Raw genomic sequence first — 19755 nt, forward strand, 5'->3', positions numbered from 1 at the left:
TGTTTAGCCGTCAGGCGCTTATCTGGCGGCTTTTTTATAGTGGGTGTGTTATTTTAAATAATTAACAATAACAAAGAACCGTACTATGACTATTTTAATCGCTTGTGCTTTATTGGCCGTTGTAATGCCTTATTTAGCAAGAATACCCGCAGTAATCGAACTTAATAAATTGGGCGGCTACGACAACAAGCATCCGCGCCAACAACAAACTCAATTAACCGGTTTAGGAGCGCGCGCTTTAGCTGCACACCAAAACTGTTTTGAGTCGTTAGCAGTATTTGCCGTTGCACTTGCGGTGGTATTAGGTACTAATAATGTTAATGCGGTAACCGAAACCTTGGCGATGAGCCACATTGTAGCGCGTGTTTTATTTTGTGCTTTTTACTACCTTAACCTAGATATTATGCGCTCAATTATGTGGTTTGTTGGTATAAGTACAGCTATTGCAATGATTGCAGTGAGCTTTTAAATTTATTTTAAAACCCCAAAGCGTTTTAAAAGGCGCTTACTTTATAATATCGCTTTTATTAATTGCAATATATTGCCCTTGGGCAAGGTTTAGCGTTTGTAGGGTTAGCTCGCTAATTTGCTCGCGATACAAGTCAATTACCTTGTAACCACAATAGTGTGCCATTTTTCTAATTTGCCTATTAAGCCCTTGCTTTAAAATAATACTAAATTGTTTGTCTGCTATTTTTTCAACGCTACAGGGCAAGGTTATTTGCTTATCTACCGGTACACCTGCGGCCATTTTTTTACAAAACTCGGCATCAATGCTTTTATTAACGCTAACTAAGTAACGTTTTGGCTGGTGGAAGTCGGGATGAATTAGTTGGTTACACAACTCACCATCGTTGGTTAATATAAGCAAGCCACGGGAGTCTTTATCAAGACGGCCAATAGGGTAAACCCGCGTAATAGTAGGCAGGTGGTGATAAAGGCTAGCAGGGTCATTCTGATCAAGTTTGCAGTCAATACCTACAGGCTTATGATAAGCAAAATAAATTAACTCAGCAGTGCCTTTAATAATTTGCCCGTTAACTGTTATGTGGTCTTGCTCATCAACATGGTCAATATGATTAGCTGGGCGGTTATTTACTATCACTGCACCTTCGTCAATTAAACGTGAGGCTTGCTTACGCGAGCAAACACCGGCATGGGCAATGTATTTAGCAAGTCGAATTTTGGTGCTCATAAATGGTTGCTGTTAGTCGTTAGCAAAAGTGTGCAGCAGATTATAGCAAAGCTGCCAAGTAAACATTACTGAAGGTGGGTAAATAGCCATAACTTTAGTGTTAGGCGCTACAGAGTATGCATTTTATAAGTAGTTGTTGGTTTAATAATTTTTAATTTTATAAATATTAGAGGCGTTAATGTATCAATTATATGCAAATAATGACGATTGCTTAAATCAGGCGCTTCGTCAAAAAATAGTGGCGTTTAATAGCGCGCATTTTGATGCTGAGCGTATGTCTATTGGTTATCAGTTTTTAGACGCACAAGAGGAATTGGTCGCTGGGATTAGTGGCTGTGTATTTGGCAATTGGTTGCAGATAAATTGGCTTTGGTGCAGCGAGTTAGTACGTGGCAATGGCTTGGCGACTAAGTTATTAGTCGCACTTGAAGCAGCTGCAGTTGAGCTTGGGGCAACGAGGGGGCAGCTCGATACGCTTGATTTTCAAGCCAAGCCTTTTTATGAAAAGCACGGTTACCAAGTTAAGTATCAACTTAATAATTATCCGCGCACGGGTACTCGCTATTTTATGGAAAAATCGCTTATTAAACCCTTGCAGGGCGATTAAATAGCGTTAAGTGGCTCGCCTGTAAAGGTTACGCCTAAAAACGGGGTCACTTCAGGAGCAAGCATAAAGGTGCGAATATTCATATGATCGCTACCTTTGGGGTTGTTAAGCACATCTTGATGATAAAACTGACCAAAGCAATCGAGCGTATTTTGTTTACTAAGTTGGTTTAGTTTTGCAAAAGCGAAAATTTTGCAAGAACCATTGTTCTCGCTCGCAGCACTAAGTAAACCATGATTATTAAATGCGCAAGGGGTGAAGCGGTAATGTGTATCGATAATTGCCATAGTGTCGGTAAATTCGATGCTTTTTGGCTCATTTGCCAATTTTTCTAGGTAGTCACTTAGAGTCACTTTCTGTCCTTAGGATTATTTTTATACTTAACTCTAACCTATCTGTTTACTGATTTATATTAAACTAGTACACGTGCACTTAAATTAAGTGTGATAAGGCATTAATGTTAGTTATTTCAATATCGGCAAGGCCTTTGTAAGTATAGTTGGCAGCTTGGTTATTTAACCATACAGATTGGCAGCCGGCATTATTAGCGCCTTGCACGTCGCTATCTAGGCTGTCACCAATGTGTAAAATAGCTTTGTGTGGCACCTGTAAATGTGTAGCTGCTTGATCAAACAAGTTATTGTGCGGTTTAGCTTTACCGTGTAAACCCGCTTGCAGTACCAAGTTAAATTTATTATTTAAATTAAACTGGCTCACATCGGCATTGCCGTTGGTTATGGCTATAAGGGTAAAGCGAGTAGCGAGCTTATCGAGTAAGTTCAGTACGTCATCGGTCACGGTTATATTACTGCGAGCTTGAGCAAATACCTTGTACGCAGCACTTGCAAAGTGTTTTGCGTCGTTGGCATTAAAGCCTTGCTTAGCAAGAAGTAAGCCCAGTGTTTGCAAACGCCACTGCGTTACATCTTCAATTAATTTTGGCTGCTGTTGCAGTGCACAATCACGACAATGCAGCCATTGCTGCAAGCCCTGATGTTGATAACCCGGCAGGGTATTTAAATAATCAGTTTGCGCTTGTACGGCGGCTTTTATAATTGGGCGATTGTCGTAAAGGGTATCGTCTAGGTCGAAGCTTAATACCGACACAGGTGCAATGGCACGATTAAAGCGGATCATATTATGGTTTCCTAATCAGTTCGCTTTTTTGCCCTTGGGTGCGTGTTGTCGTACACCTTGGCTAAATGCTGAAAATCTAAATGAGTATACACTTGAGTGGCCGACAAACTACTGTGCCCGAGCAGTTCTTGTACCGCGCGTAAATCGCCAGATGACTCTAAAATATGCGAAGCAAACGAGTGGCGCAATTTGTGCGGATGCACTTGCGAGCTAATGCCTTGCTTGATGCCCCATTCTTGCATTCTTAAACGTACTTGGCGTACCGAAATGCGATTTTTTTTGCTACTTAAAAACACCGCCACTTCGTCAGGGTTTGCAAATTGAGGGCGTATTATGAGCCATTTTTTTAGCGCGTTTAACGCTTTACTGCCTACCGGAATTAAGCGTTCTTTATTGCCTTTACCGCGTACTAATATTTCACCATTTGCGGCGCTTATATCTTGTAGGTTAGCACCAACTAATTCGCTAATACGTAAACCTGATGAGTACATAAGCTCCATCATGGCTTTATCTCTAATGGCCAGAGGTTCGTCGTCGGGTATTTCGAGCAAGCGTGCCATTTGATCTACATCGAGATTTTTAGGTAAAGGCTTAGCAAACTTAGGCCCTTTTATGCCTACCGCTGGGTTATGGTAATGCGCTTGTTTAGCAATATTTTTGGCTTTTAAGAATTTATATAAACTGCGAATACAACTGAGCTTTAAACTAATAGTGCGGCCACTTAATTGTTTTGAGCGCAGTGCCATGCTGTAACGGCGAATATGCTCACCCTGTACACTAAACCAGTCGTCGCAGAGCTTACTAAAGTAAAGCGCTGCAAAGCCAAGTTGGCTGACATATTGGTTAACAGTGTGCGCTGAGTATTGCCTTTCAAACTTTAAATAGTCGCTAAATAAAGTAATAGGCGTGCGCCAGTTATCGCTTAAGTCGCTGATATTTGGCGCAGGGTTGTCACTCATGCAAGTTCCAGCAACCTTGACTGCAGAGCGACTACAAAGTCTAGTACAAAAAGGGTGTCTTGTGCGGGCTCAAAGTGGTTGGCGTTGTTGCTGGCAAAAGCCAAAATAGCAATTGGCTTGTTAATATCACCAATTAAATAAATAGCCGTTGATTGCGCCGTATCGCTAAATAACAAATCTCGTTCTTGCTGATTAATACGCCCTAAATAGTGCCCTGAATTACTCAGGCGATGCTCAACAAGTTGAGCATATTTAGTGTCGTACTTTACTAACCGACAGTCGCTAATATCTGGATTGCTACAAATAATATCTTGTAAGTTACTGGCAAGCGCATCGAAGTCGTTATTACTGCAAAGCTGTTGATGGCATAGGCTAAATAAGCGATACACTTGCTCATTTTGTGCAGCGTATTTGCTCATGCTGGCAATTTGATTTTTTAACAACGTATTGTGCTCGCGCAATTGCCGCTGCTGAATATGCACCAAAGATGTTGCACCTTGGGCTTGTTGTTGCAGCTCAAGCTGAGCAAGTAGCTCAGGGTGCTGAATTAAAAAATCAGGGTGGAGTTGTAAATAATCTACCACTTGCTGCGCGTTTAGCTCACTCATAGTGCCACTTGTCCATCAAACACATGCTCTGCTGGGCCGGTCATACGTACTGGGTGGCCTTCACCGTTCCAGCGAATTTGTAAACTGCCACCGGGTAAGTCTACTTGTACTGTGCTGATTAATTTATTTTGAATAAACCCAATAACCATTGCTGCACAAGCGCCTGTACCACATGCTAATGTTTCGTTTACACCGCGCTCCCACACTCGTAATTTAATATGCTCTTTGGAAATAACTTGCATAAAACCAATATTAGCTCGCTGCGGAAAACGCTCATGGTTTTCAAGTAACGGACCCAAAATATCAACTTTTGCGGTAGTAATATCGTCAACTTCTAATACACAATGTGGGTTACCCATAGAAACCGCGCCACTAAAAACAGTATGCTCTTCGGTACGAATAATATAGGTCAGTTCGCGCTTGGTTGCTTTGAGTGGGATTTTACTTGGCTCAAAATTAGGATGGCCCATATTTACAGTTACTTGGCCGTCTTTTTCTATGTATAGGGTTAAATTACCCGACTTAGTAGACACAGTAATTTTGTGTTTATTGGTAAGGCCTTTCATACGTACAAAGCGGGCAAAGCAACGTGCGCCATTGCCGCATTGCTCTACTTCGGTGCCATCGGCATTAAAAATACGGTAATGAAAATCGAGATCAGGGGAATATGGTGCTTCAACCATTAGCAGTTGGTCAAAGCCAATGCCAAAATGGCGATCGGCCAGTTTTATTATTTGATCTCGCGACAAAAAAACGTTTTGTGTAATATTATCAATCACAACAAAGTCGTTGCCTAAGCCGTGCATTTTGGAAAAATTAACTAACATAGCGCTCTAATTCGGTTTTGCTCTGCGCTAATCATGCCACAGAGCAGGGACTTACAAAAACGTTTAAGGTAAAATTTTCTCACCTTGATACAGGCTCTCTATGGTTTCGCGTTCGCGAATAAGATGGTGTTGACTGCCATCTACCATTATTTCTGCAACACGCGGACGAGAGTTATAATTTGAACTCATAGTAAAGCCATAAGCACCGGCACTTCTTTGTACCAGTAAGTCGCCTTGTTTAAGTGCTAACTCGCGGTCTTTACCTAAAAAGTCACCAGTTTCGCAAACAGGGCCAACAATATCAAAGTTATGAGTAGGGGTTTCGTCGTCGCGTACCGATACCGGAATGATTTTTTGCCATGCTTGATAAAGCGCTGGGCGCAGCATGTCGTTCATGCCTGCATCAACAATAGCAAAGTACTTATCTTGGTTTTGTTTAATAAATTCAACTTGAGTAACTAAAACTCCTGCGTTAGCAGCAATGGCGCGACCGGGTTCAAATATAAGCTCAAGGTGGCGATAATTAACTAGGCGCTCAGTAACTTGTGCTGCATATTCGCTAGGGTGCGGAGGTTGCTCGTCATTATAAGTTACCCCTAAACCACCGCCTATATCTAAATGGGTAAGCTCGATGTTACACGCTTTTAATTCATCTATTAGCGTTAGTAGCTTATCAAGTGCTTCAAGAAAAGGTCTGGTTTCGGTGAGTTGCGAGCCAATATGGCAATCAACGCCAATAATGTTTAATCCAGGCAGTGAAGCGGCATGCTGATACACGCTCACAGCTGTTTGAATATCTATACCAAACTTGTTTTCTTTTAAGCCGGTAGAAATATACGGATGCGTTTTTGCATCTATATCGGGGTTAACGCGAATAGAAATAGGCGCTGCTAAATTTAGCTCACAGGCCACTTCTGAAATACGTTCTAGCTCCGAGACCGACTCAACATTAAAGCATTTAATTCCGAGCTTTAATGCATAGGCTATTTCGTCTGCTGTTTTAGCCACACCCGAAAACACCACTTTGGAGGCGTCGCCACCGGCTTTAATTACTCGCGCCAGTTCACCCTTAGATACAATGTCGAAGCCCGACCCTAAACGCGCTAATATATTGAGTACCGCAATATTAGAGTTGGCTTTAACGGCGTAGCACACCAGGGATTTATGGTTTTTAGTAGCATTAGCAAAGGCTAAATAATGGCGCTCAAAGGTGGCTCGCGAATAAACGTAGCATGGCGTACCATATTGCTGAGCAATACTTGCAATGCTTACGTCTTCAGCAAATAATTGATTGTTTTTATAATTAAAAAAATCCATTTATTGCTCCTGCTTTTTAGGTGTATTAGTTTGCTCAGTTTGAGTTTCTGGATTAGCTACGTCTTGAGGTTTATTTTGTTCTGCTTTTTGCTCTGGCAAATAGAGCGGACCGCTTTGACCACAGCCAGCTAATGCGCTTAGCAGTACAGTGCTCATTAATAGTTGCTTAAATTGTGAAGTATGTATCGCTTTCATTAGATTAATAGTGTTGCTGGCTTTATAATCGCAGAGTAACAGAATATCTAAAAAATGCAGCTATTCGCGGATGATTTTATTCCTGTTACACTAGCTGTACAAAAACGCACCCACTATTAGGCGGCTCGCCTGCAAAGGAAATTAACCATGACTGATCATGAATATCACCAATTAGCCGAAGCACTTATGTTCACAATTGAAGAACAAGTTGATGATTGTGAAGCAGATTTAGATTATGAGTCGGCACAAGGTATTTTAGAACTAATTTTTCCTGACAACAGTAAAATTGTGATTAACAAGCAAGCACCTTTACACCAAGTATGGGTTGCGACTAAATTTAACGGACATCATTTTGAATTACGTGGTGATAAGTGGATAGATAATCGCTCTGGCGCAGAGTTTTGGCAGTTTATTAACGAGGCATCAACTCGCCAAGCTGGCCAAGACGTTAAATGGCAATCATCGTTATGAGTTTAGAGTTTGTAGAATATCCGGCTCAAGGTGAGCATAAAGCAACCGTTATTTGGTTGCACGGTTTAGGTGATTCGGGGGAAGGTTTTGCACCCGTAGCACCACAGTTACAATTACCAAATGAACTAGGGCTGCGATTTATTTTTCCGCACGCGCCTGTACAACCGGTCACCATAAATGGTGGCATGGAAATGCGTTCTTGGTATGATATTAAATCAATAGAATTAGATAAACGTGCCGATGAGCAAGGTGTAAGAGATTCTGCCGCTAAAGTAGAGCAACTTATTAACCAAGAAATAGCCAATGGTATTGCTGCTGATAAAATTATTTTAGCGGGTTTTTCCCAAGGTGGCGTTGTAGCTTTGCATTTAGCCCCACGTTTTGAGCAAAAGCTGGCGGGTGTAATGGCGCTTTCAACCTATATGTGTGTACCAGAAAAGCTGGCAGATGAAGCACTACACACAGATTTAAATATTTTTATGGCGCATGGCAGTCAAGATAATGTAGTACCGCCTAGTGCAGGTAAAAGTGCGTTCGAAGTTTTAACAGCACTTAGCATGGATGTAAGCTGGCAAGAGTACCCTATGGCTCACCAGGTTTGCGCAGAAGAACTGCAAGCTATTCGCCATTGGTTAATTGCTCGCTTAAGCTAATAATGGAGCCGCTGAGGTTAAAATGAGTCAAAAAATAGTTATTAAAGCAAATGTTAAACGCGAACCACAAGAAAGTGTAACTACACTAACCTACGAGTGGAATTGGCGTCGTATTGTGAGTATTTCTATGCTGCTACTCATGACCTCTGCTGCCGTTATATATGGCTTAACCAGTGCCGTTAGTGCCGAGCAGGATGAACACCCAAATGAGCCAGAGGATAGAGTGTTGGCGCAAAGTAACGATACAAGCCAGCGTGCTGTTACTTCATTACAAACAACGCGAGTAGAGCTAAATACCTCGGCAACAGTTGCGTCACAAAACAGTGAAAGTGAGTTGTTAGTTGCGCCTATTAATTTAGTTGCAGAGCAAAAAGTAGCAGAGCCTGATAAAGTAGCAGCGGCAGAGTTACCCGCAATCCCGCAAGCTGAGGCTAAAAACAACTCACCAGAGCCGGTTAATATTGAGCAAGTACCTACTACCGATTTATTAGTTGATACAGATGTTGCCGCTATTAGTGATACTGCACTCTCTAGCACGCAGGGCTTTGCCCCTTTAGCGCAGCTAGCGAGTGTGGCACTTGGCGCGCAAATAGATACCGATAAAATAAGCCGAGCAGTGCTTACACGTAAAGTAAGCAAGCGAGAGCCGGTAAATGTATTTGCTGCAGATATTCGTTTAAGTCAATTTGACGAGACGTTATCGTTTTTTAGTGAGCTAAAAAACTTACAAGGCCAACAGGTAAAGCATGTATGGTTTTTTGAGGATGATATTGTGGCTGAAATTGAGTTAGATATAACATCCTCTCGTTATCGTACGTATTCGACCAAGAATATAATGGACTCGCAAATTGGCCAATGGCGGGTTGATGTAATTGATGAGCAAGGCCAATTAATTGCTCAAAAAGAATTTAGAATATTAGCTGATTGAGCCAGCTAAATTGCAATTATTAAGTGAGTATTTTTTATGACCCAAACAACAAATATAGTGCGTATTGCTACTCGTAAAAGTGCATTGGCACTTTGGCAAGCTGAATTTGTAAAGGCGCAATTAGAGCATTATCACCCAGGTATTTTAGTAGAATTAGTGCCTATGTCGACCCAAGGCGATATTATTTTAGATACCCCTTTAGCTAAAATTGGTGGTAAAGGTTTATTTGTTAAAGAGCTTGAACAAGCCATGCTAGAAGGGTTGGCCGATATGGCCGTGCACTCGATGAAAGATATGCCTGTAGAGTTTCCAGAAGGGTTAACACTACACACTATTTGTGAGCGCGAAGATCCACGTGATGCTTTTGTATCAAATAACTTTGCCAATATTGACGAGCTGCCACAAGGTGCAATTGTGGGCACTTCAAGCTTACGTCGTCAGTGTCAAATACGCGCATCACGTCCAGATCTAAAAATTCATGACCTTCGCGGTAACGTAAATACACGCTTAGCAAAATTAGATTCAGGCCAATACGACGCAATTATTTTAGCAGCAGCAGGCTTGATCCGTTTAGAAATGAAAGACCGCATTCGTGCTTATATTGAGCCAGAAGTGTCATTGCCTGCCAATGGACAAGGTGCTGTAGGTATTGAGTGTCGTACTGATGACGAAGCAATAAAAGCATTACTTGCTCCACTGGAGCACAGCGAAACACGTATTCGGGTAAATGCCGAGCGCGCAATGAACCGCCATTTAGAAGGTGGGTGTCAGGTGCCAATTGGTGCTTATGCGCTAGTTAACGGCGATCAAGTGCACTTACGTGGTTTAGTAGGCGCAATAGATGGTAGCGAAATTTTACGTGATGAAGTTAGCGGCCACGTTAATGACGCAGAAAAACTAGGGGTTGAGCTGGCTAAAATGTTATTGGCTCAAGGTGCAGACAGAATATTAGCTGAAGTATATAGAGACGCGTAATGTTAAATATCTTGATAACTCGTCCCCAAGGAAAAGGCGCAGCCCTTGCACAACAACTTGAGCAAGCGGGTTATCAAGCGTCTTTATTTCCCGTATTAAAAATAGAGTATTTAACCCCCGATAGTATTGAGCTCAGCCCATTAACTAATGCCGATAAAATTATTTTTGTGTCGCAAGATGCGGTTTTGGCGCTGAGTGAATTAAAGCCAGATATTAATATAAAAGCGCAATTTTATGGGGTTGGCCAACAAACAGCCGACACTATTTATGAGGTGTTTGGCGTGCGAGCGGCTGTTCCTAAACAGCACGACTCAGAGGGGTTATTAGCGCTTAAATCGCTTGCCGATGTTGATAGCTGTAATATTGTATTGGTTAAAGGAATAGGGGGGCGTCCTGATATAGCTAAAACACTAAAGCAGCGTGGTGCCTTTTTAAATAACTGCGTAGTGTATCAGCGTACTCCCATAGACCCTGAGCCTAACAACTGGATAGACCACTGGCAAAGCCAGAATGTACACGGTATAGTCATAACAAGTAATGCGGCGGTTGATGCTATTTTTAAAAACCTTGCTGCACCCCAAAGACAATGGTTACAACAGTGCCGATTTTATGTAGCTAGTGAGCGTATAGGCGCTTATTTACAGCAGCATCAGGTAAGTTCGGCTAATATACATATTGCAGCAGGAGCTAGCGATAACGCTATGTTTACCTGCATTAATCAGCAAGGTAGCAAAATGAGCGAACAGTCAGTACCGTCAACGGTAGATAAAGCAGCGCAAAAAACGACTAATGCAACAGCCAACAATGGCAAAGCTACGGCTAAAAGCGAAACGCTTAAAGCAACTGATAAGGCTGACAATACTAAGCAACGAGTAAGTAAAGTTGGGAGCTTAGCACTTATTATTTCATTAATTGTTGCCTCTGGAGTTGGCTTTGAGTTTTATCAAAAGCTCAACGCGAGCAAGACGCAAAGCTTAGCTGTTAATCAGTTAAATGAGCAAAATAAATTACTACAACAAGAGCTGCAAGCACTTAAGTTAGCTCAAGCTAATTTGCAACAGACACTATTAACGTCTGAGCAAAAAGTAACAGCTGCAATGCGCGAAAGTACTACAAAAAACCAGCAAGAACTAAAGGCTGCCTTACAACAAGCGCAGCAGCAAGGCTCGTCTTTAAATCCACAAGAAGTTACCAGCTTGCAGCGCATGGCTGAGTTTAAGTTGTGGGCCGAAAACGACTATCAAGGAACTAGCGCTGTATTAAAACGTTTAGATGCTTTACTTAGCGATCACCCCGGTACTATTACAGTGCGCCAAGCCATTACACAAGATATACAAACCTTAGATGCCATAAAACCAATTGCCGTTGAAGCTATTTATTTACAGCTTAGTAGTGTGCTGAAAAATATTGATGAATTGGTATTTAATGCGGTGAACCTGCCTGAAGAAGTAGCAAAAATTGATGACAAGGTATTAAGTGAAGATCTTAGCGATTGGCAGCAAAACTTAAAAAATAGTTGGGATCAATTTTTAGATGGTTTTATTACTATTCGTCATCGTGAAGGCGTTGCTATAGAGCCATTATTAAGTGAACAACAGCGACACCTGGTAAATCAAAGAGTTAAGCTTTATATAACGCAAGCGCAAGATGCATTATTGAGCAAGCACGCCAGTGTTTACTTTGCAGCACTAAGCGAAGCAAAACGTTTAGTGGCTGAATACTTTAAACAAGATGATGATGTTACAAAAATGGTTTTAAAGTCGCTGTCTAATCTAGAAAAAGAGCAGCTAAACTTTAACCCTAAAGTAAACTTACAAAGCACGCAGCAAGTTAAGGAGTGGGCAAAATGATAGGGTTGATCATTTTAATTATTGCACTTGTTGTGGTGTTAGCAGCAGCCCCTTTTTTATTGGACGAAAAAGGCTATGTACTAATTTCGTTTAACAACACCACAATTGAAGGCACAATTGTTTCGTTTGCCGTGCTAACAATCGCAGTATTAGTCGTTAGTTATTTAACCTATAAACTCGTGCGTTATTTATTCTCTATTTATCGCAATACTAAGCATAGTTTTTTTGCTCGTAGCCAAGGGCGCAAGCAAGCTGCAATTGAGCAGGCGCTATGGAGTGTAATTAATGACGACTATGCACAAATAGAGCAGGCGCTATCTAGCAAGGTACCTGATCAGTATCAAGATATACGTTTAGCACTGCTTGCTAAGGCGGCACTAGCTAATAATCAAACCGACAAAGCCCTTGAGTACTTATTTGATATAAACCCAGAGCAGCAACTAAAAGTAGCAAAACTATGGCTAGCTAGTGGTAATAGTAGCGCTATAGAGTCGCAACTACGGGTTATTGCAGAATCGAAAAAAGCGACAGCACTTGAGCTAAAAATTTACACCGAAGTGCTAGTGCAGCAACAACATTTTAGTGCTTTAGAAGCATTTTTACCGCGTCTTTTACGCAAAAAAGTACTAACAAATGAGCAGTGGCATCGCGTTTTTAATGCCTATTTTGCCTCATTTCCTGTTGATGAAGTAACAGCTAAATATAAGCAGTTACCTAAAAAGCTACATAGCTACGCCTACAGCGCTTATTTAACGCAAATGGCTGCTGCAGGGCAGTTAAGCGTAATTGAAAACGACTTAATAAAAATGGTTAAGCATGAAGAACAACATGCACAATTAGCTAACATATTAAGTAAAGCAACAACGGCAAATGCCCGTAAATTACAAACGAGTATTCAAGATCGACTTAAAAAAGATGAGCAAAATAACTCATTACTGCTCGCTTTGGCTTGCCTTGCTAATGCGCAAGGTGATTACGACCTAGCGGCAAGGGTGTTTGATAAAGCACTAAATAATGAAAATAAAAAACAATATATGCAGCAAGCAAAGTTAAGTTATGAAAAAAGTGCACAACTAGATAAAGCATTAGTACTTTATAAATAATGAGTTACATTTAATAAACACCATTTAATATTGCAAGGAGCAAAAGGCGATGAAAGGTTTGTTTAAATTGTCTTTTAGCTTAGCTTGCGCTTACTTTATTACAGGCTATTTTAGTAATTTATTGCTTGCTATAGATGGTTTCGCTGTGGCTTCTTGGCCCCCTGCGGGCATAGCTGTAGCAAGCTTTTTGTTATGGGGCCGTAAGTCTTTTTTAGGTATTTTTGTTGGTGCATTACTTACTAGCTTAATTCACCTTGATAATGTTGTTGATATATTAAACTGGCAAGTTTTTTTCCAAGCCGCTGCAATTGCTATCGCTGTTGTTTTTCAAGCATGGCTTGGCGCGCAAATAATAATTAAAGTTATTAAAGCCCCCCTCGATTTATCGTCACTAAAACATAGTGTACAAAGCTTAATTATAGCCGGCCCTGTATGTTGTATTATTGGTGCTAGTGTCGGCACCAGCTTACTTGTTTTTAATAATATAATTGCTCAACATGCCGCGCTAGATAGTTTTATTGCGTGGTGGATTGGCGACAGTATTGGGGTGCTCATTTTTACGCCATTGATGCTGGCTGCATTTAATTACTCAGTGATGCGATACCGGCTACAAGTTATCCTGCCTTCTTTACTTATTTACATTCTTATTAGTGTTAGCTTTTATGGTGCTGCCAGTGTTAAAAAAGAAAAAAACATTCAAAAACAAGAGATAAAAACATTAGCTGTACAAGACTCAATTACTCATAAATTAGATGAAATCTCTGCACACTTGGCTTTACTGGCTACTTTTTTTTCGAGCAGTGAAGATGTGAACTTTAAAGAGTTTCGGCAATTTACGGCAAAACAGTTAAGCTACAGCGAAGAAATATTGGCGTTTGAATGGGTACCGTATGTTCCTAAAAGTGCGCTGTTAGAATATCAACAAATGACGCAACTAGCCGATGTTGAACATTTTTTTGTAAAAGAAAAATCACCAACCAACCAATGGCAAGCCGTTGCTGAGCGAGATGTATATTATCCAATTAGGTACGCATACCCATTAAAAGGCAATGAAGATGCTATTGGCTTTGATTTAGCATCAAACGACTTTATGCAAGAGGCATTAAATAAGTCAAAAACGCTTAACGAAATGGTCATTAGCCAACCGGTTAAGTTGGTGCAAAATCAGGCTGAGTTAGGGGTGTTATTTTTGCATCCTGTATTTGGAAGTATAGAGACTGAAGATGACTTTAAAGGTTTTGCCGTTGCGGTAGTGAGCTTAAAAAAACTATCGCAGTCGTTGCTTTTTGATCATGAAAACTTAGTTACAGCAAGCTTTTTAGATATTAACAATACCAATAATACCCACGCTATTTATATTGCCAACAACGAGTCAATGGACTTGTTAAAGTCCTACCAGCTACTCATTGGTAACCGTATGTGGCAGGTTGAGTTGCACGAGCCCTTAGTTACAACCTCCTGGTTAATATATTGGTTGGCACAAATAGTGGGGATGCTGTTTGTTTGGTTACTGGTAGCATTTTTAATTTCTGTTACAGGCACAAATGTTCAAATACGCGAGCAAGTTGCTAGGCAAACGCGCACATTACGCCAAGAAAAGCAAAAAGCTGATGAAGCGAGTCAAATAAAAAGCCAGTTTTTAGCGAATATGAGCCACGAAGTGCGCACGCCAATTAATGGTATTAAAGGCTTACACTACTTAGCGTTACAACAAAATGATTGGCAACAAGCCCGTACTTACATAGAGCAAGCTGATGGTGCGTTAGGGGTGTTACTTAGAGTATTAAATGACTTGCTCGACTTTTCTAAAATGGAGGCAGGTAAACTTGATTTAATGCAAGAACCCGTTGATATAGGGCGCTTGGCTGAAGAGATAATTAACTTAATACAATTTGAAGTAAGTGTTAAGTCGTTAGAAATAAAGCTAGATTACGATAAAAATACAAACTTGATGATTAACACCGATGCTATTCGTTTAAAGCAAGTGCTACTAAATTTACTCAATAATGCGGTTAAATTTACTGCTCAAGGGAGTATTACACTGAAAATTTGGCAATCGAAAACCATGACCTATTTAAGTGTAAGCGATACAGGTATTGGTATTAGTAAAGAGGCACAAAAGAAATTATTTAGGCCTTTTGCTCAAGCAGATAACTCTACGTCACGCCAATATGGCGGTACAGGGTTGGGCCTCAGTATTTGTAAAAAGCTAGTTGAGCTTATGGGTGGCGCTATAGATTTAAAAAGCACTGCAGGGCAAGGTTCAACATTTACCTTTAGTTTACCGCTTAACTCCCCTTTACCTAAAGTAGAGAAAAGTGAGCAAAGCTTTAGTGACGTGGATATAGAAAACGTATCATTTGCGAACAGCGCAGTACTTTTAGTTGAGGATAACCCGTTAAACCAACATGTAGCCACTGCCATTTTAAAAACCAAAGGGTGTGTTGCTGATATTGCTAATGATGGCTTTGCCGCAATTGAAATGTTAACTGAAAAAAGTTACGACATTGTCCTTATGGACATTCAAATGCCCAAAATGGACGGCTTACAAGCAACCAAGGTAATACGTAATGAGCTAGGCTTATTAGATTTGCCTATTATAGGTTTATCGGCTAATGCCCATGATGACGATGTTAAAAAAGCGCTTGCCTGTGGAATGAATAGCTATATAACGAAACCAATAGATGCGAATATTTTGTTCAAAGCTCTTTGGCATTATTTAGCGGCGATAGAAAAATAAAATCATCTGCTTTTTTGCATAAAAAGCAGACATATGGCCTCAAAAGTATATTTTAAATAAACTAGACTTGAATTATTACTATAGCTGCGTATTATGCGCGCAATTTTAACCTAACTGAGTTGCTACTATGATCAATAGAAAACTACCTTTGCTAGATATTCATCGCCATTTAGATGGTAATGTACGAGCGCAAACCATATTAGAACTTGGTCGTCAGTTTAATATAACTTTGCCTGCTGATAACGTTGCAGCACTTATCCCTCATGTACAAGTCATTGATCCTGAGCCAAACCTGATGGCGTTTTTACAAAAGTTAGATTGGGGTGTAACTGTATTAGGTGACTACGATGCTTGTAGACGTATAGCGATTGAAAATATTGAAGATGCACAAGCCCAAGGGCTTGATTATGTTGAGCTGCGCTTTAGCCCTTACTACATGGCACAAAGCCAAGGTTTACACCCTCAAGGTGTGGTTGAGGCGGTAATTGATGGCATTAAGTCGGCAACCAAAGGCGCTAATGTAAAAGCTAATTTAATTGGTATTTTATCACGCACTTATGGCGTAAAAGTTTGCCAACAAGAGCTTGATGCCTTACTCGCTTTTAAAGACGATTTAGTGGCTGTAGATTTAGCCGGTGATGAAATTGGTTTTCCGGGTGAGTTATTTGTAGAGCATTTTAAGCAAGTACACGACGCATACTTAGCAGCAACAATTCATGCCGGTGAAGCACTAGGTGCACCAAGTATTTGGCAAGCAATTAACGAGCTAGGTGCGAGCCGTATAGGCCATGGCGTTAAAGCAATTGAAGATATTGAATTAATGAACTATCTGCGCGATAAGCGTATTGGTATTGAGTCGTGCTTAACTAGTAATATACAAACCAGTACCGTAAATGATTTAGCTCAGCATCCGCTAAAACAGTTTTTAGATCATGGTATTTTGGCTTGTATTAATACCGATGATCCAGCGGTTGAAGGTATTGAAATTGAACACGAATACTTAGTGGCAGCGCCACAAGCTGGTTTATCACAAGCCGATATGGAAAAAGCGCAAGCTAATGCGCTTGAAATAGCCTACTTAAGTTACAGCGATAAAAAAGCACTGCTAACAATGGCAAGTACGCGCTAATTTAATATTATTAGTATAAAAAATGCCGCTATTAATAGCGGCATTTTTGTATCTAAGTAACCAGAGTTCAGGTGAAGTATTTATAAATTAGTGTGTTTGACAAGCTAGGTAGTTATCGTAAAGGGCTTTGAGAATATCGGCTCTGCTGATCATTCCTATTACTTTTTCGCCGTCAACCACAGGGTAGTTTTTCGGTTTACCGGGTCTCATTTGCTCAGCAAGTTCAATAATGTTGGTGTCGCCATTTACAGTCACGACTTCTGTTTGCATTAGTTGCGATACTTTCACCACCCCATCACAAAAATAACTGCTTTGCATGAGTGGTTTAAGCAGCTCTTGCTCAGAGATAAAGCCAACTAAAAATTTATTGCTATCGAATACTGGGGCACCAAGTAATTTAAATTTTTGCAGCTCTGCAATGGCAGTGGTCATTTCGGTATCTGGGGTAATGTTTGGCAACTTGTGTTGCATAAAGTCTTTTACTTTTGTATTTAGCATATGGGTCTCTCCCGCTGAATGTTCTATACAAAGTATGGTTTATAGATCGACTTTTAGGAAATTGTTTATGTTGATGATGTTGATAGATTTTAACTATTAATTATTTATTGTTATAAAAACAATTAAGGCACCTATTTAGATGCCTTAATATTTGAAATGAGAGCGTTAAGTGCAATTATTTAATAAATGCAAACGCATCTGCGTACATGTTTTCGCGAATAGCACCATGAGCAATAAAATCGTCACGAACTATGCCTATCATGTCAAAACGTCCAGCCATGTAAATATCGTAAGGCGCTAGCGATACTATATCTTGCATTACGGCTTTGTGTACATAACCGGTATGTCCTTGCCAATCAGGCGATGGGTTTTCTACTACCGGAATAAACTGAAAGTTTTTGTGGCTATCGGCCCACACTTGCATTTCGCGGTGTGCATAAAGTGCCGATTCTTCTCTTACGCCCCAGTATAATAATACCGGGCGGTCGCAGCTAATTTCAGCTAGGTGATCAGCCATTGATTTTGCATATGAAAACCCAGTACCGCCAGCAAGTAAAATAATTGGACGTTCACACTGTAAACGAAGTTGCGATATACCTAAGCCTGCTTCTATCTCTATTAGCTGCTTTTCGTTAAGTGCATTGCGTAAATGTTCAAGCGACTGCATTGCATATGTATCGGTTCCCGAAGCGCCAATATGTAACTCTATTTGATCGCATTGTGAAGGGCGGCTGGCAATCGAAAATGCACGCTTGTCATTTTCGCTCAATACAAGATGCATGTATTGGCCTGCTTCAAACGAAACCGGTTGTTGTGGTTTTAAAATTACTTTATGAACAAATTCTGTAAGTGGGCTGATAGCAACAACTTCAGCTTTTAATGTTTGCATTTTTTACCTTTTAGCAGCGCTTTTCATAGCAGATACGCAATAGAATGTGTTGATTCTAGCATATCTGCAGGGTTGTTTTATAGCCTATTGGTCTAGGATATTAGAGAATGTTGAGGCTCTGCCAAATGTCGTCTACGCGATCTTTGGTGGCTTTATCCATCTCAATCGGCTCGCCCCATTCACGGTTTGTTTCGCCAGGCCATTTGTTCGTTGCATCCATACCCATTTTAGAGCCAAGGCCAGAAACCGGTGACGCAAAATCTAAATAATCAATTGGTGTGTTTTCTATTAAAGTGGTGTCGCGAGCGGGGTCCATACGCGTAGTAATTGCCCAAATAACATCTTCCCAATCTCGGGCGTTAATATCGTCATCGCACACAATAACAAACTTGGTATACATAAATTGACGTAAGTAAGACCACACTCCCATCATTACGCGTTTTGCATGGCCAGGATATTGTTTTTTCATGGTAACAATAGCCATGCGGTACGAGCAGCCTTCTGGTGGCAAGTAAAAATCAACAATTTCAGGGAATTGTTTTTGTAAAATAGGTACAAATACTTCGTTTAATGCCACCCCTAAAATAGCAGGCTCATCAGGCGGGCGGCCGGTAAAGGTACTGTGGTAAATAGGGTTTTTACGGTGGGTCATATGGGTTACTGTCATCACCGGAAAGTCATCAACTTCGTTATAATATCCAGTGTGATCGCCATATGGGCCCTCGGGCGCCATTTCACCTGGCATTATGTAGCCTTCAAGTACTATTTCGGCGCTTGCGGGTACTTGTAAATCGTTTGATATTGATTTAACTACTTCAGTTTTACTGCCGCGCAGTAAGCCTGCAAAAGCGTACTCGCTTAATGTGTCGGGTACAGGGGTTACTGCACCTAATATAGTCGCCGGATCGGCGCCCAATGCCACAGATACCGGGTACGGTTGGCCTGGATTTTCTTTACACCATTCTTGAAAATCAAGCGCGCCGCCACGGTGAGACAACCAGCGCATAATAATTTTATTTTTGCCTAACAGTTGTTGGCGGTATATTCCTAAATTTTGGCGCTTTTTATAAGGCCCTTTAGTAACGGTAAGGCCCCAAGTAATTAACGGTGCAGCATCACCTGGCCAGCAATGTTGAATAGGCAGCTTAGTTAAATCGACCTCATCACCTTGTAAAATAACTTCTTGGCAGGGGGCTTTTTTTACTTCTTTTGCTGGCATATTAAGCACTTGTTTATAAACAGGTATTTGCCCTAGCGCTTCTTTAATGCCTTTTGGTGGCTCTGGTTCTTTTAAAAAAGCCAAAAGCTTGCCAACTTCACGTAATTCGCTTACATCTTCTTGGCCCATACCCATGGCAACACGCTTGGGTGTGCCAAATAAGTTAGCCAATACCGGAATATCGTAACCTTTAGGGTTTTCAAATAATAACGCAGGGCCTTTAGCACGTAATGTACGGTCGGCTATTTCGGTCATTTCAAGATACGGGTCGATTTCTTGAGTGATGCGTTTAAGCTCACCTCTTTTTTCAAGTAAATCGATAAAATCACGAAGATCTTTGTATTTCATTGTGGGCCGCTATTAAGCAATAAAGTTAAAAGTATTATACCCAAGTAACGTAAAATTGCATGCTCAGTTACTTAGCTATTAGCACTTGGAAAAATACAGTTACTTTG

The 19755-nt window shown here is 40.8% G+C and carries 21 protein-coding genes; 10 read left to right on the forward strand and 11 right to left on the reverse strand.

Annotated features, from left to right (window positions below; all coding sequences use genetic code 11):
• Positions 1 to 85 precede the first annotated feature (85 nt).
• On the forward strand, positions 86 to 469 hold the full coding sequence (locus AAEY55_RS10950) for an MAPEG family protein (RefSeq protein ID WP_086997040.1): 384 nt from the start codon (positions 86 to 88) through the stop codon (positions 467 to 469).
• A 36-nt stretch (positions 470 to 505) separates the two neighbouring features.
• On the opposite strand, the gene AAEY55_RS10955 is transcribed toward AAEY55_RS10950, so the two are convergent.
• Positions 506 to 1195, reverse strand: coding sequence for a pseudouridine synthase (locus tag AAEY55_RS10955; protein ID WP_350551272.1), 690 nt, complete (start codon positions 1193 to 1195; stop codon positions 506 to 508).
• A 178-nt stretch (positions 1196 to 1373) separates the two neighbouring features.
• Between AAEY55_RS10955 and AAEY55_RS10960 the strand changes: the two genes are divergently transcribed.
• Entirely contained in the window at positions 1374 to 1802 is a 429-nt protein-coding gene (locus AAEY55_RS10960; RefSeq protein ID WP_089367548.1) for an N-acetyltransferase, read from the forward strand.
• Here AAEY55_RS10960 and AAEY55_RS10965 read toward each other — a convergent pair.
• The 7 genes from AAEY55_RS10965 to AAEY55_RS10995 form a co-directional block, all read right to left on the reverse strand.
• Positions 1799 to 2155, reverse strand: a complete 357-nt coding sequence (locus AAEY55_RS10965; protein WP_086997034.1) for a HopJ type III effector protein — start codon at positions 2153 to 2155, stop codon at positions 1799 to 1801. The genes AAEY55_RS10960 and AAEY55_RS10965 overlap by 4 nt on opposite strands.
• Before the next feature lie 79 nt (positions 2156 to 2234).
• Positions 2235 to 2939: an HAD-IA family hydrolase gene (locus AAEY55_RS10970; protein ID WP_350551275.1), complete on the reverse strand. Its 705-nt coding sequence runs from the start codon at positions 2937 to 2939 to the stop codon at positions 2235 to 2237.
• Between the two features lie 11 nt (positions 2940 to 2950).
• Positions 2951 to 3898: a tyrosine recombinase XerC gene (locus AAEY55_RS10975; protein WP_011326817.1), complete on the reverse strand. Its 948-nt coding sequence runs from the start codon at positions 3896 to 3898 to the stop codon at positions 2951 to 2953.
• The gene (locus AAEY55_RS10980; protein WP_179807254.1) at positions 3895 to 4506 is read right to left on the reverse strand and encodes a DUF484 family protein; all 612 of its coding nucleotides are present in this window, start codon (positions 4504 to 4506) and stop codon (positions 3895 to 3897) included. The genes AAEY55_RS10975 and AAEY55_RS10980 overlap by 4 nt, the downstream gene beginning before the upstream one ends.
• Positions 4503 to 5333 carry a diaminopimelate epimerase gene (gene dapF, locus AAEY55_RS10985; RefSeq protein ID WP_086997021.1) on the reverse strand — a complete coding sequence of 277 codons (831 nt, stop codon included), beginning with the start codon at positions 5331 to 5333 and terminating at the stop codon, positions 4503 to 4505. Before dapF ends, AAEY55_RS10980 begins: the two co-directional genes overlap by 4 nt.
• Before the next feature lie 63 nt (positions 5334 to 5396).
• A complete protein-coding gene (lysA, locus tag AAEY55_RS10990) occupies positions 5397 to 6650 on the reverse strand; it encodes a diaminopimelate decarboxylase (protein ID WP_011326820.1) in 1254 nt (417 codons plus the stop codon).
• The gene (locus AAEY55_RS10995; protein ID WP_350551280.1) at positions 6651 to 6845 is read right to left on the reverse strand and encodes an LPS translocon maturation chaperone LptM; all 195 of its coding nucleotides are present in this window, start codon (positions 6843 to 6845) and stop codon (positions 6651 to 6653) included.
• A gap of 147 nt (positions 6846 to 6992) precedes the next feature.
• Between AAEY55_RS10995 and cyaY the strand changes: the two genes are divergently transcribed.
• The 8 genes from cyaY (at position 6993) to add (ending at position 16694) form a co-directional block, all read left to right on the forward strand.
• Positions 6993 to 7316 carry an iron donor protein CyaY gene (gene cyaY / locus AAEY55_RS11000; RefSeq protein ID WP_011326822.1) on the forward strand — a complete coding sequence of 108 codons (324 nt, stop codon included), beginning with the start codon at positions 6993 to 6995 and terminating at the stop codon, positions 7314 to 7316.
• The gene (locus AAEY55_RS11005; RefSeq protein WP_041454309.1) at positions 7313 to 7969 is read left to right on the forward strand and encodes an alpha/beta hydrolase; all 657 of its coding nucleotides are present in this window, start codon (positions 7313 to 7315) and stop codon (positions 7967 to 7969) included. Before cyaY ends, AAEY55_RS11005 begins: the two co-directional genes overlap by 4 nt.
• 22 nt (positions 7970 to 7991) lie before the next feature.
• Positions 7992 to 8897, forward strand: a complete 906-nt coding sequence (locus AAEY55_RS11010; RefSeq protein WP_350551283.1) for a DUF2914 domain-containing protein — start codon at positions 7992 to 7994, stop codon at positions 8895 to 8897.
• 36 nt (positions 8898 to 8933) lie between these two features.
• The gene (hemC, locus tag AAEY55_RS11015; RefSeq protein WP_011326825.1) at positions 8934 to 9872 is read left to right on the forward strand and encodes a hydroxymethylbilane synthase; all 939 of its coding nucleotides are present in this window, start codon (positions 8934 to 8936) and stop codon (positions 9870 to 9872) included.
• The gene (locus AAEY55_RS11020; protein WP_089367552.1) at positions 9872 to 11722 is read left to right on the forward strand and encodes a uroporphyrinogen-III C-methyltransferase; all 1851 of its coding nucleotides are present in this window, start codon (positions 9872 to 9874) and stop codon (positions 11720 to 11722) included. Before hemC ends, AAEY55_RS11020 begins: the two co-directional genes overlap by 1 nt.
• Positions 11719 to 12825, forward strand: a complete 1107-nt coding sequence (locus AAEY55_RS11025) for a heme biosynthesis HemY N-terminal domain-containing protein (protein WP_011326827.1) — start codon at positions 11719 to 11721, stop codon at positions 12823 to 12825. Before AAEY55_RS11020 ends, AAEY55_RS11025 begins: the two co-directional genes overlap by 4 nt.
• 49 nt (positions 12826 to 12874) lie before the next feature.
• A complete protein-coding gene (locus AAEY55_RS11030; RefSeq protein ID WP_350551287.1) occupies positions 12875 to 15565 on the forward strand; it encodes a CHASE domain-containing protein in 2691 nt (896 codons plus the stop codon).
• Positions 15566 to 15692: 127 nt separating this feature from the next.
• Positions 15693 to 16694, forward strand: coding sequence for an adenosine deaminase (gene add / locus AAEY55_RS11035; RefSeq protein WP_089367554.1), 1002 nt, complete (start codon positions 15693 to 15695; stop codon positions 16692 to 16694).
• Positions 16695 to 16781: 87 nt separating this feature from the next.
• Here add and AAEY55_RS11040 read toward each other — a convergent pair whose 3' ends face one another.
• The 3 genes from AAEY55_RS11040 to ubiD all read right to left on the reverse strand — a co-directional run bounded on the left by AAEY55_RS11040 (position 16782) and on the right by ubiD (position 19648).
• Positions 16782 to 17192, reverse strand: coding sequence for a CBS domain-containing protein (locus AAEY55_RS11040; RefSeq protein ID WP_011326830.1), 411 nt, complete (start codon positions 17190 to 17192; stop codon positions 16782 to 16784).
• Positions 17193 to 17367: 175 nt separating this feature from the next.
• Positions 17368 to 18081, reverse strand: a complete 714-nt coding sequence (fre, locus tag AAEY55_RS11045; protein WP_011326831.1) for an NAD(P)H-flavin reductase — start codon at positions 18079 to 18081, stop codon at positions 17368 to 17370.
• 100 nt (positions 18082 to 18181) lie between these two features.
• Positions 18182 to 19648: a 4-hydroxy-3-polyprenylbenzoate decarboxylase gene (ubiD, locus tag AAEY55_RS11050; RefSeq protein WP_011326832.1), complete on the reverse strand. Its 1467-nt coding sequence runs from the start codon at positions 19646 to 19648 to the stop codon at positions 18182 to 18184.
• Positions 19649 to 19755 lie beyond the last annotated feature (107 nt).

Origin of the sequence: Pseudoalteromonas sp. 120-MNA-CIBAN-0494, from assembly GCF_040308885.1 — a bacterium.
Taxonomy (GTDB): Bacteria; Pseudomonadota; Gammaproteobacteria; order Enterobacterales; family Alteromonadaceae; genus Pseudoalteromonas; species Pseudoalteromonas nigrifaciens.

What these genes read in the sequence shown, in the direction of transcription:
- AAEY55_RS10950 (WP_086997040.1), top strand. Translation starts at nt 86, where the DNA reads ATGACTATTTTAATCGCTTGTGCTTTATTGGCCGTTGTAATGCCTTAT.
- AAEY55_RS10955 (WP_350551272.1), bottom strand. Translation starts at nt 1,195, where the DNA reads ATGAGCACCAAAATTCGACTTGCTAAATACATTGCCCATGCCGGTGTT.
- AAEY55_RS10960 (WP_089367548.1), top strand. Translation starts at nt 1,374, where the DNA reads ATGTATCAATTATATGCAAATAATGACGATTGCTTAAATCAGGCGCTT.
- AAEY55_RS10970 (WP_350551275.1), bottom strand. Translation starts at nt 2,939, where the DNA reads ATGATCCGCTTTAATCGTGCCATTGCACCTGTGTCGGTATTAAGCTTC.
- AAEY55_RS10975 (WP_011326817.1), bottom strand. Translation starts at nt 3,898, where the DNA reads ATGAGTGACAACCCTGCGCCAAATATCAGCGACTTAAGCGATAACTGG.
- AAEY55_RS10980 (WP_179807254.1), bottom strand. Translation starts at nt 4,506, where the DNA reads ATGAGTGAGCTAAACGCGCAGCAAGTGGTAGATTATTTACAACTCCAC.
- dapF (WP_086997021.1), bottom strand. Translation starts at nt 5,333, where the DNA reads ATGTTAGTTAATTTTTCCAAAATGCACGGCTTAGGCAACGACTTTGTT.
- lysA (WP_011326820.1), bottom strand. Translation starts at nt 6,650, where the DNA reads ATGGATTTTTTTAATTATAAAAACAATCAATTATTTGCTGAAGACGTA.
- AAEY55_RS10995 (WP_350551280.1), bottom strand. Translation starts at nt 6,845, where the DNA reads ATGAAAGCGATACATACTTCACAATTTAAGCAACTATTAATGAGCACT.
- cyaY (WP_011326822.1), top strand. Translation starts at nt 6,993, where the DNA reads ATGACTGATCATGAATATCACCAATTAGCCGAAGCACTTATGTTCACA.
- AAEY55_RS11005 (WP_041454309.1), top strand. Translation starts at nt 7,313, where the DNA reads ATGAGTTTAGAGTTTGTAGAATATCCGGCTCAAGGTGAGCATAAAGCA.
- AAEY55_RS11010 (WP_350551283.1), top strand. Translation starts at nt 7,992, where the DNA reads ATGAGTCAAAAAATAGTTATTAAAGCAAATGTTAAACGCGAACCACAA.
- hemC (WP_011326825.1), top strand. Translation starts at nt 8,934, where the DNA reads ATGACCCAAACAACAAATATAGTGCGTATTGCTACTCGTAAAAGTGCA.
- AAEY55_RS11020 (WP_089367552.1), top strand. Translation starts at nt 9,872, where the DNA reads ATGTTAAATATCTTGATAACTCGTCCCCAAGGAAAAGGCGCAGCCCTT.
- AAEY55_RS11025 (WP_011326827.1), top strand. Translation starts at nt 11,719, where the DNA reads ATGATAGGGTTGATCATTTTAATTATTGCACTTGTTGTGGTGTTAGCA.
- AAEY55_RS11030 (WP_350551287.1), top strand. Translation starts at nt 12,875, where the DNA reads ATGAAAGGTTTGTTTAAATTGTCTTTTAGCTTAGCTTGCGCTTACTTT.
- add (WP_089367554.1), top strand. Translation starts at nt 15,693, where the DNA reads ATGATCAATAGAAAACTACCTTTGCTAGATATTCATCGCCATTTAGAT.
- AAEY55_RS11040 (WP_011326830.1), bottom strand. Translation starts at nt 17,192, where the DNA reads ATGCTAAATACAAAAGTAAAAGACTTTATGCAACACAAGTTGCCAAAC.
- fre (WP_011326831.1), bottom strand. Translation starts at nt 18,081, where the DNA reads ATGCAAACATTAAAAGCTGAAGTTGTTGCTATCAGCCCACTTACAGAA.
- ubiD (WP_011326832.1), bottom strand. Translation starts at nt 19,648, where the DNA reads ATGAAATACAAAGATCTTCGTGATTTTATCGATTTACTTGAAAAAAGA.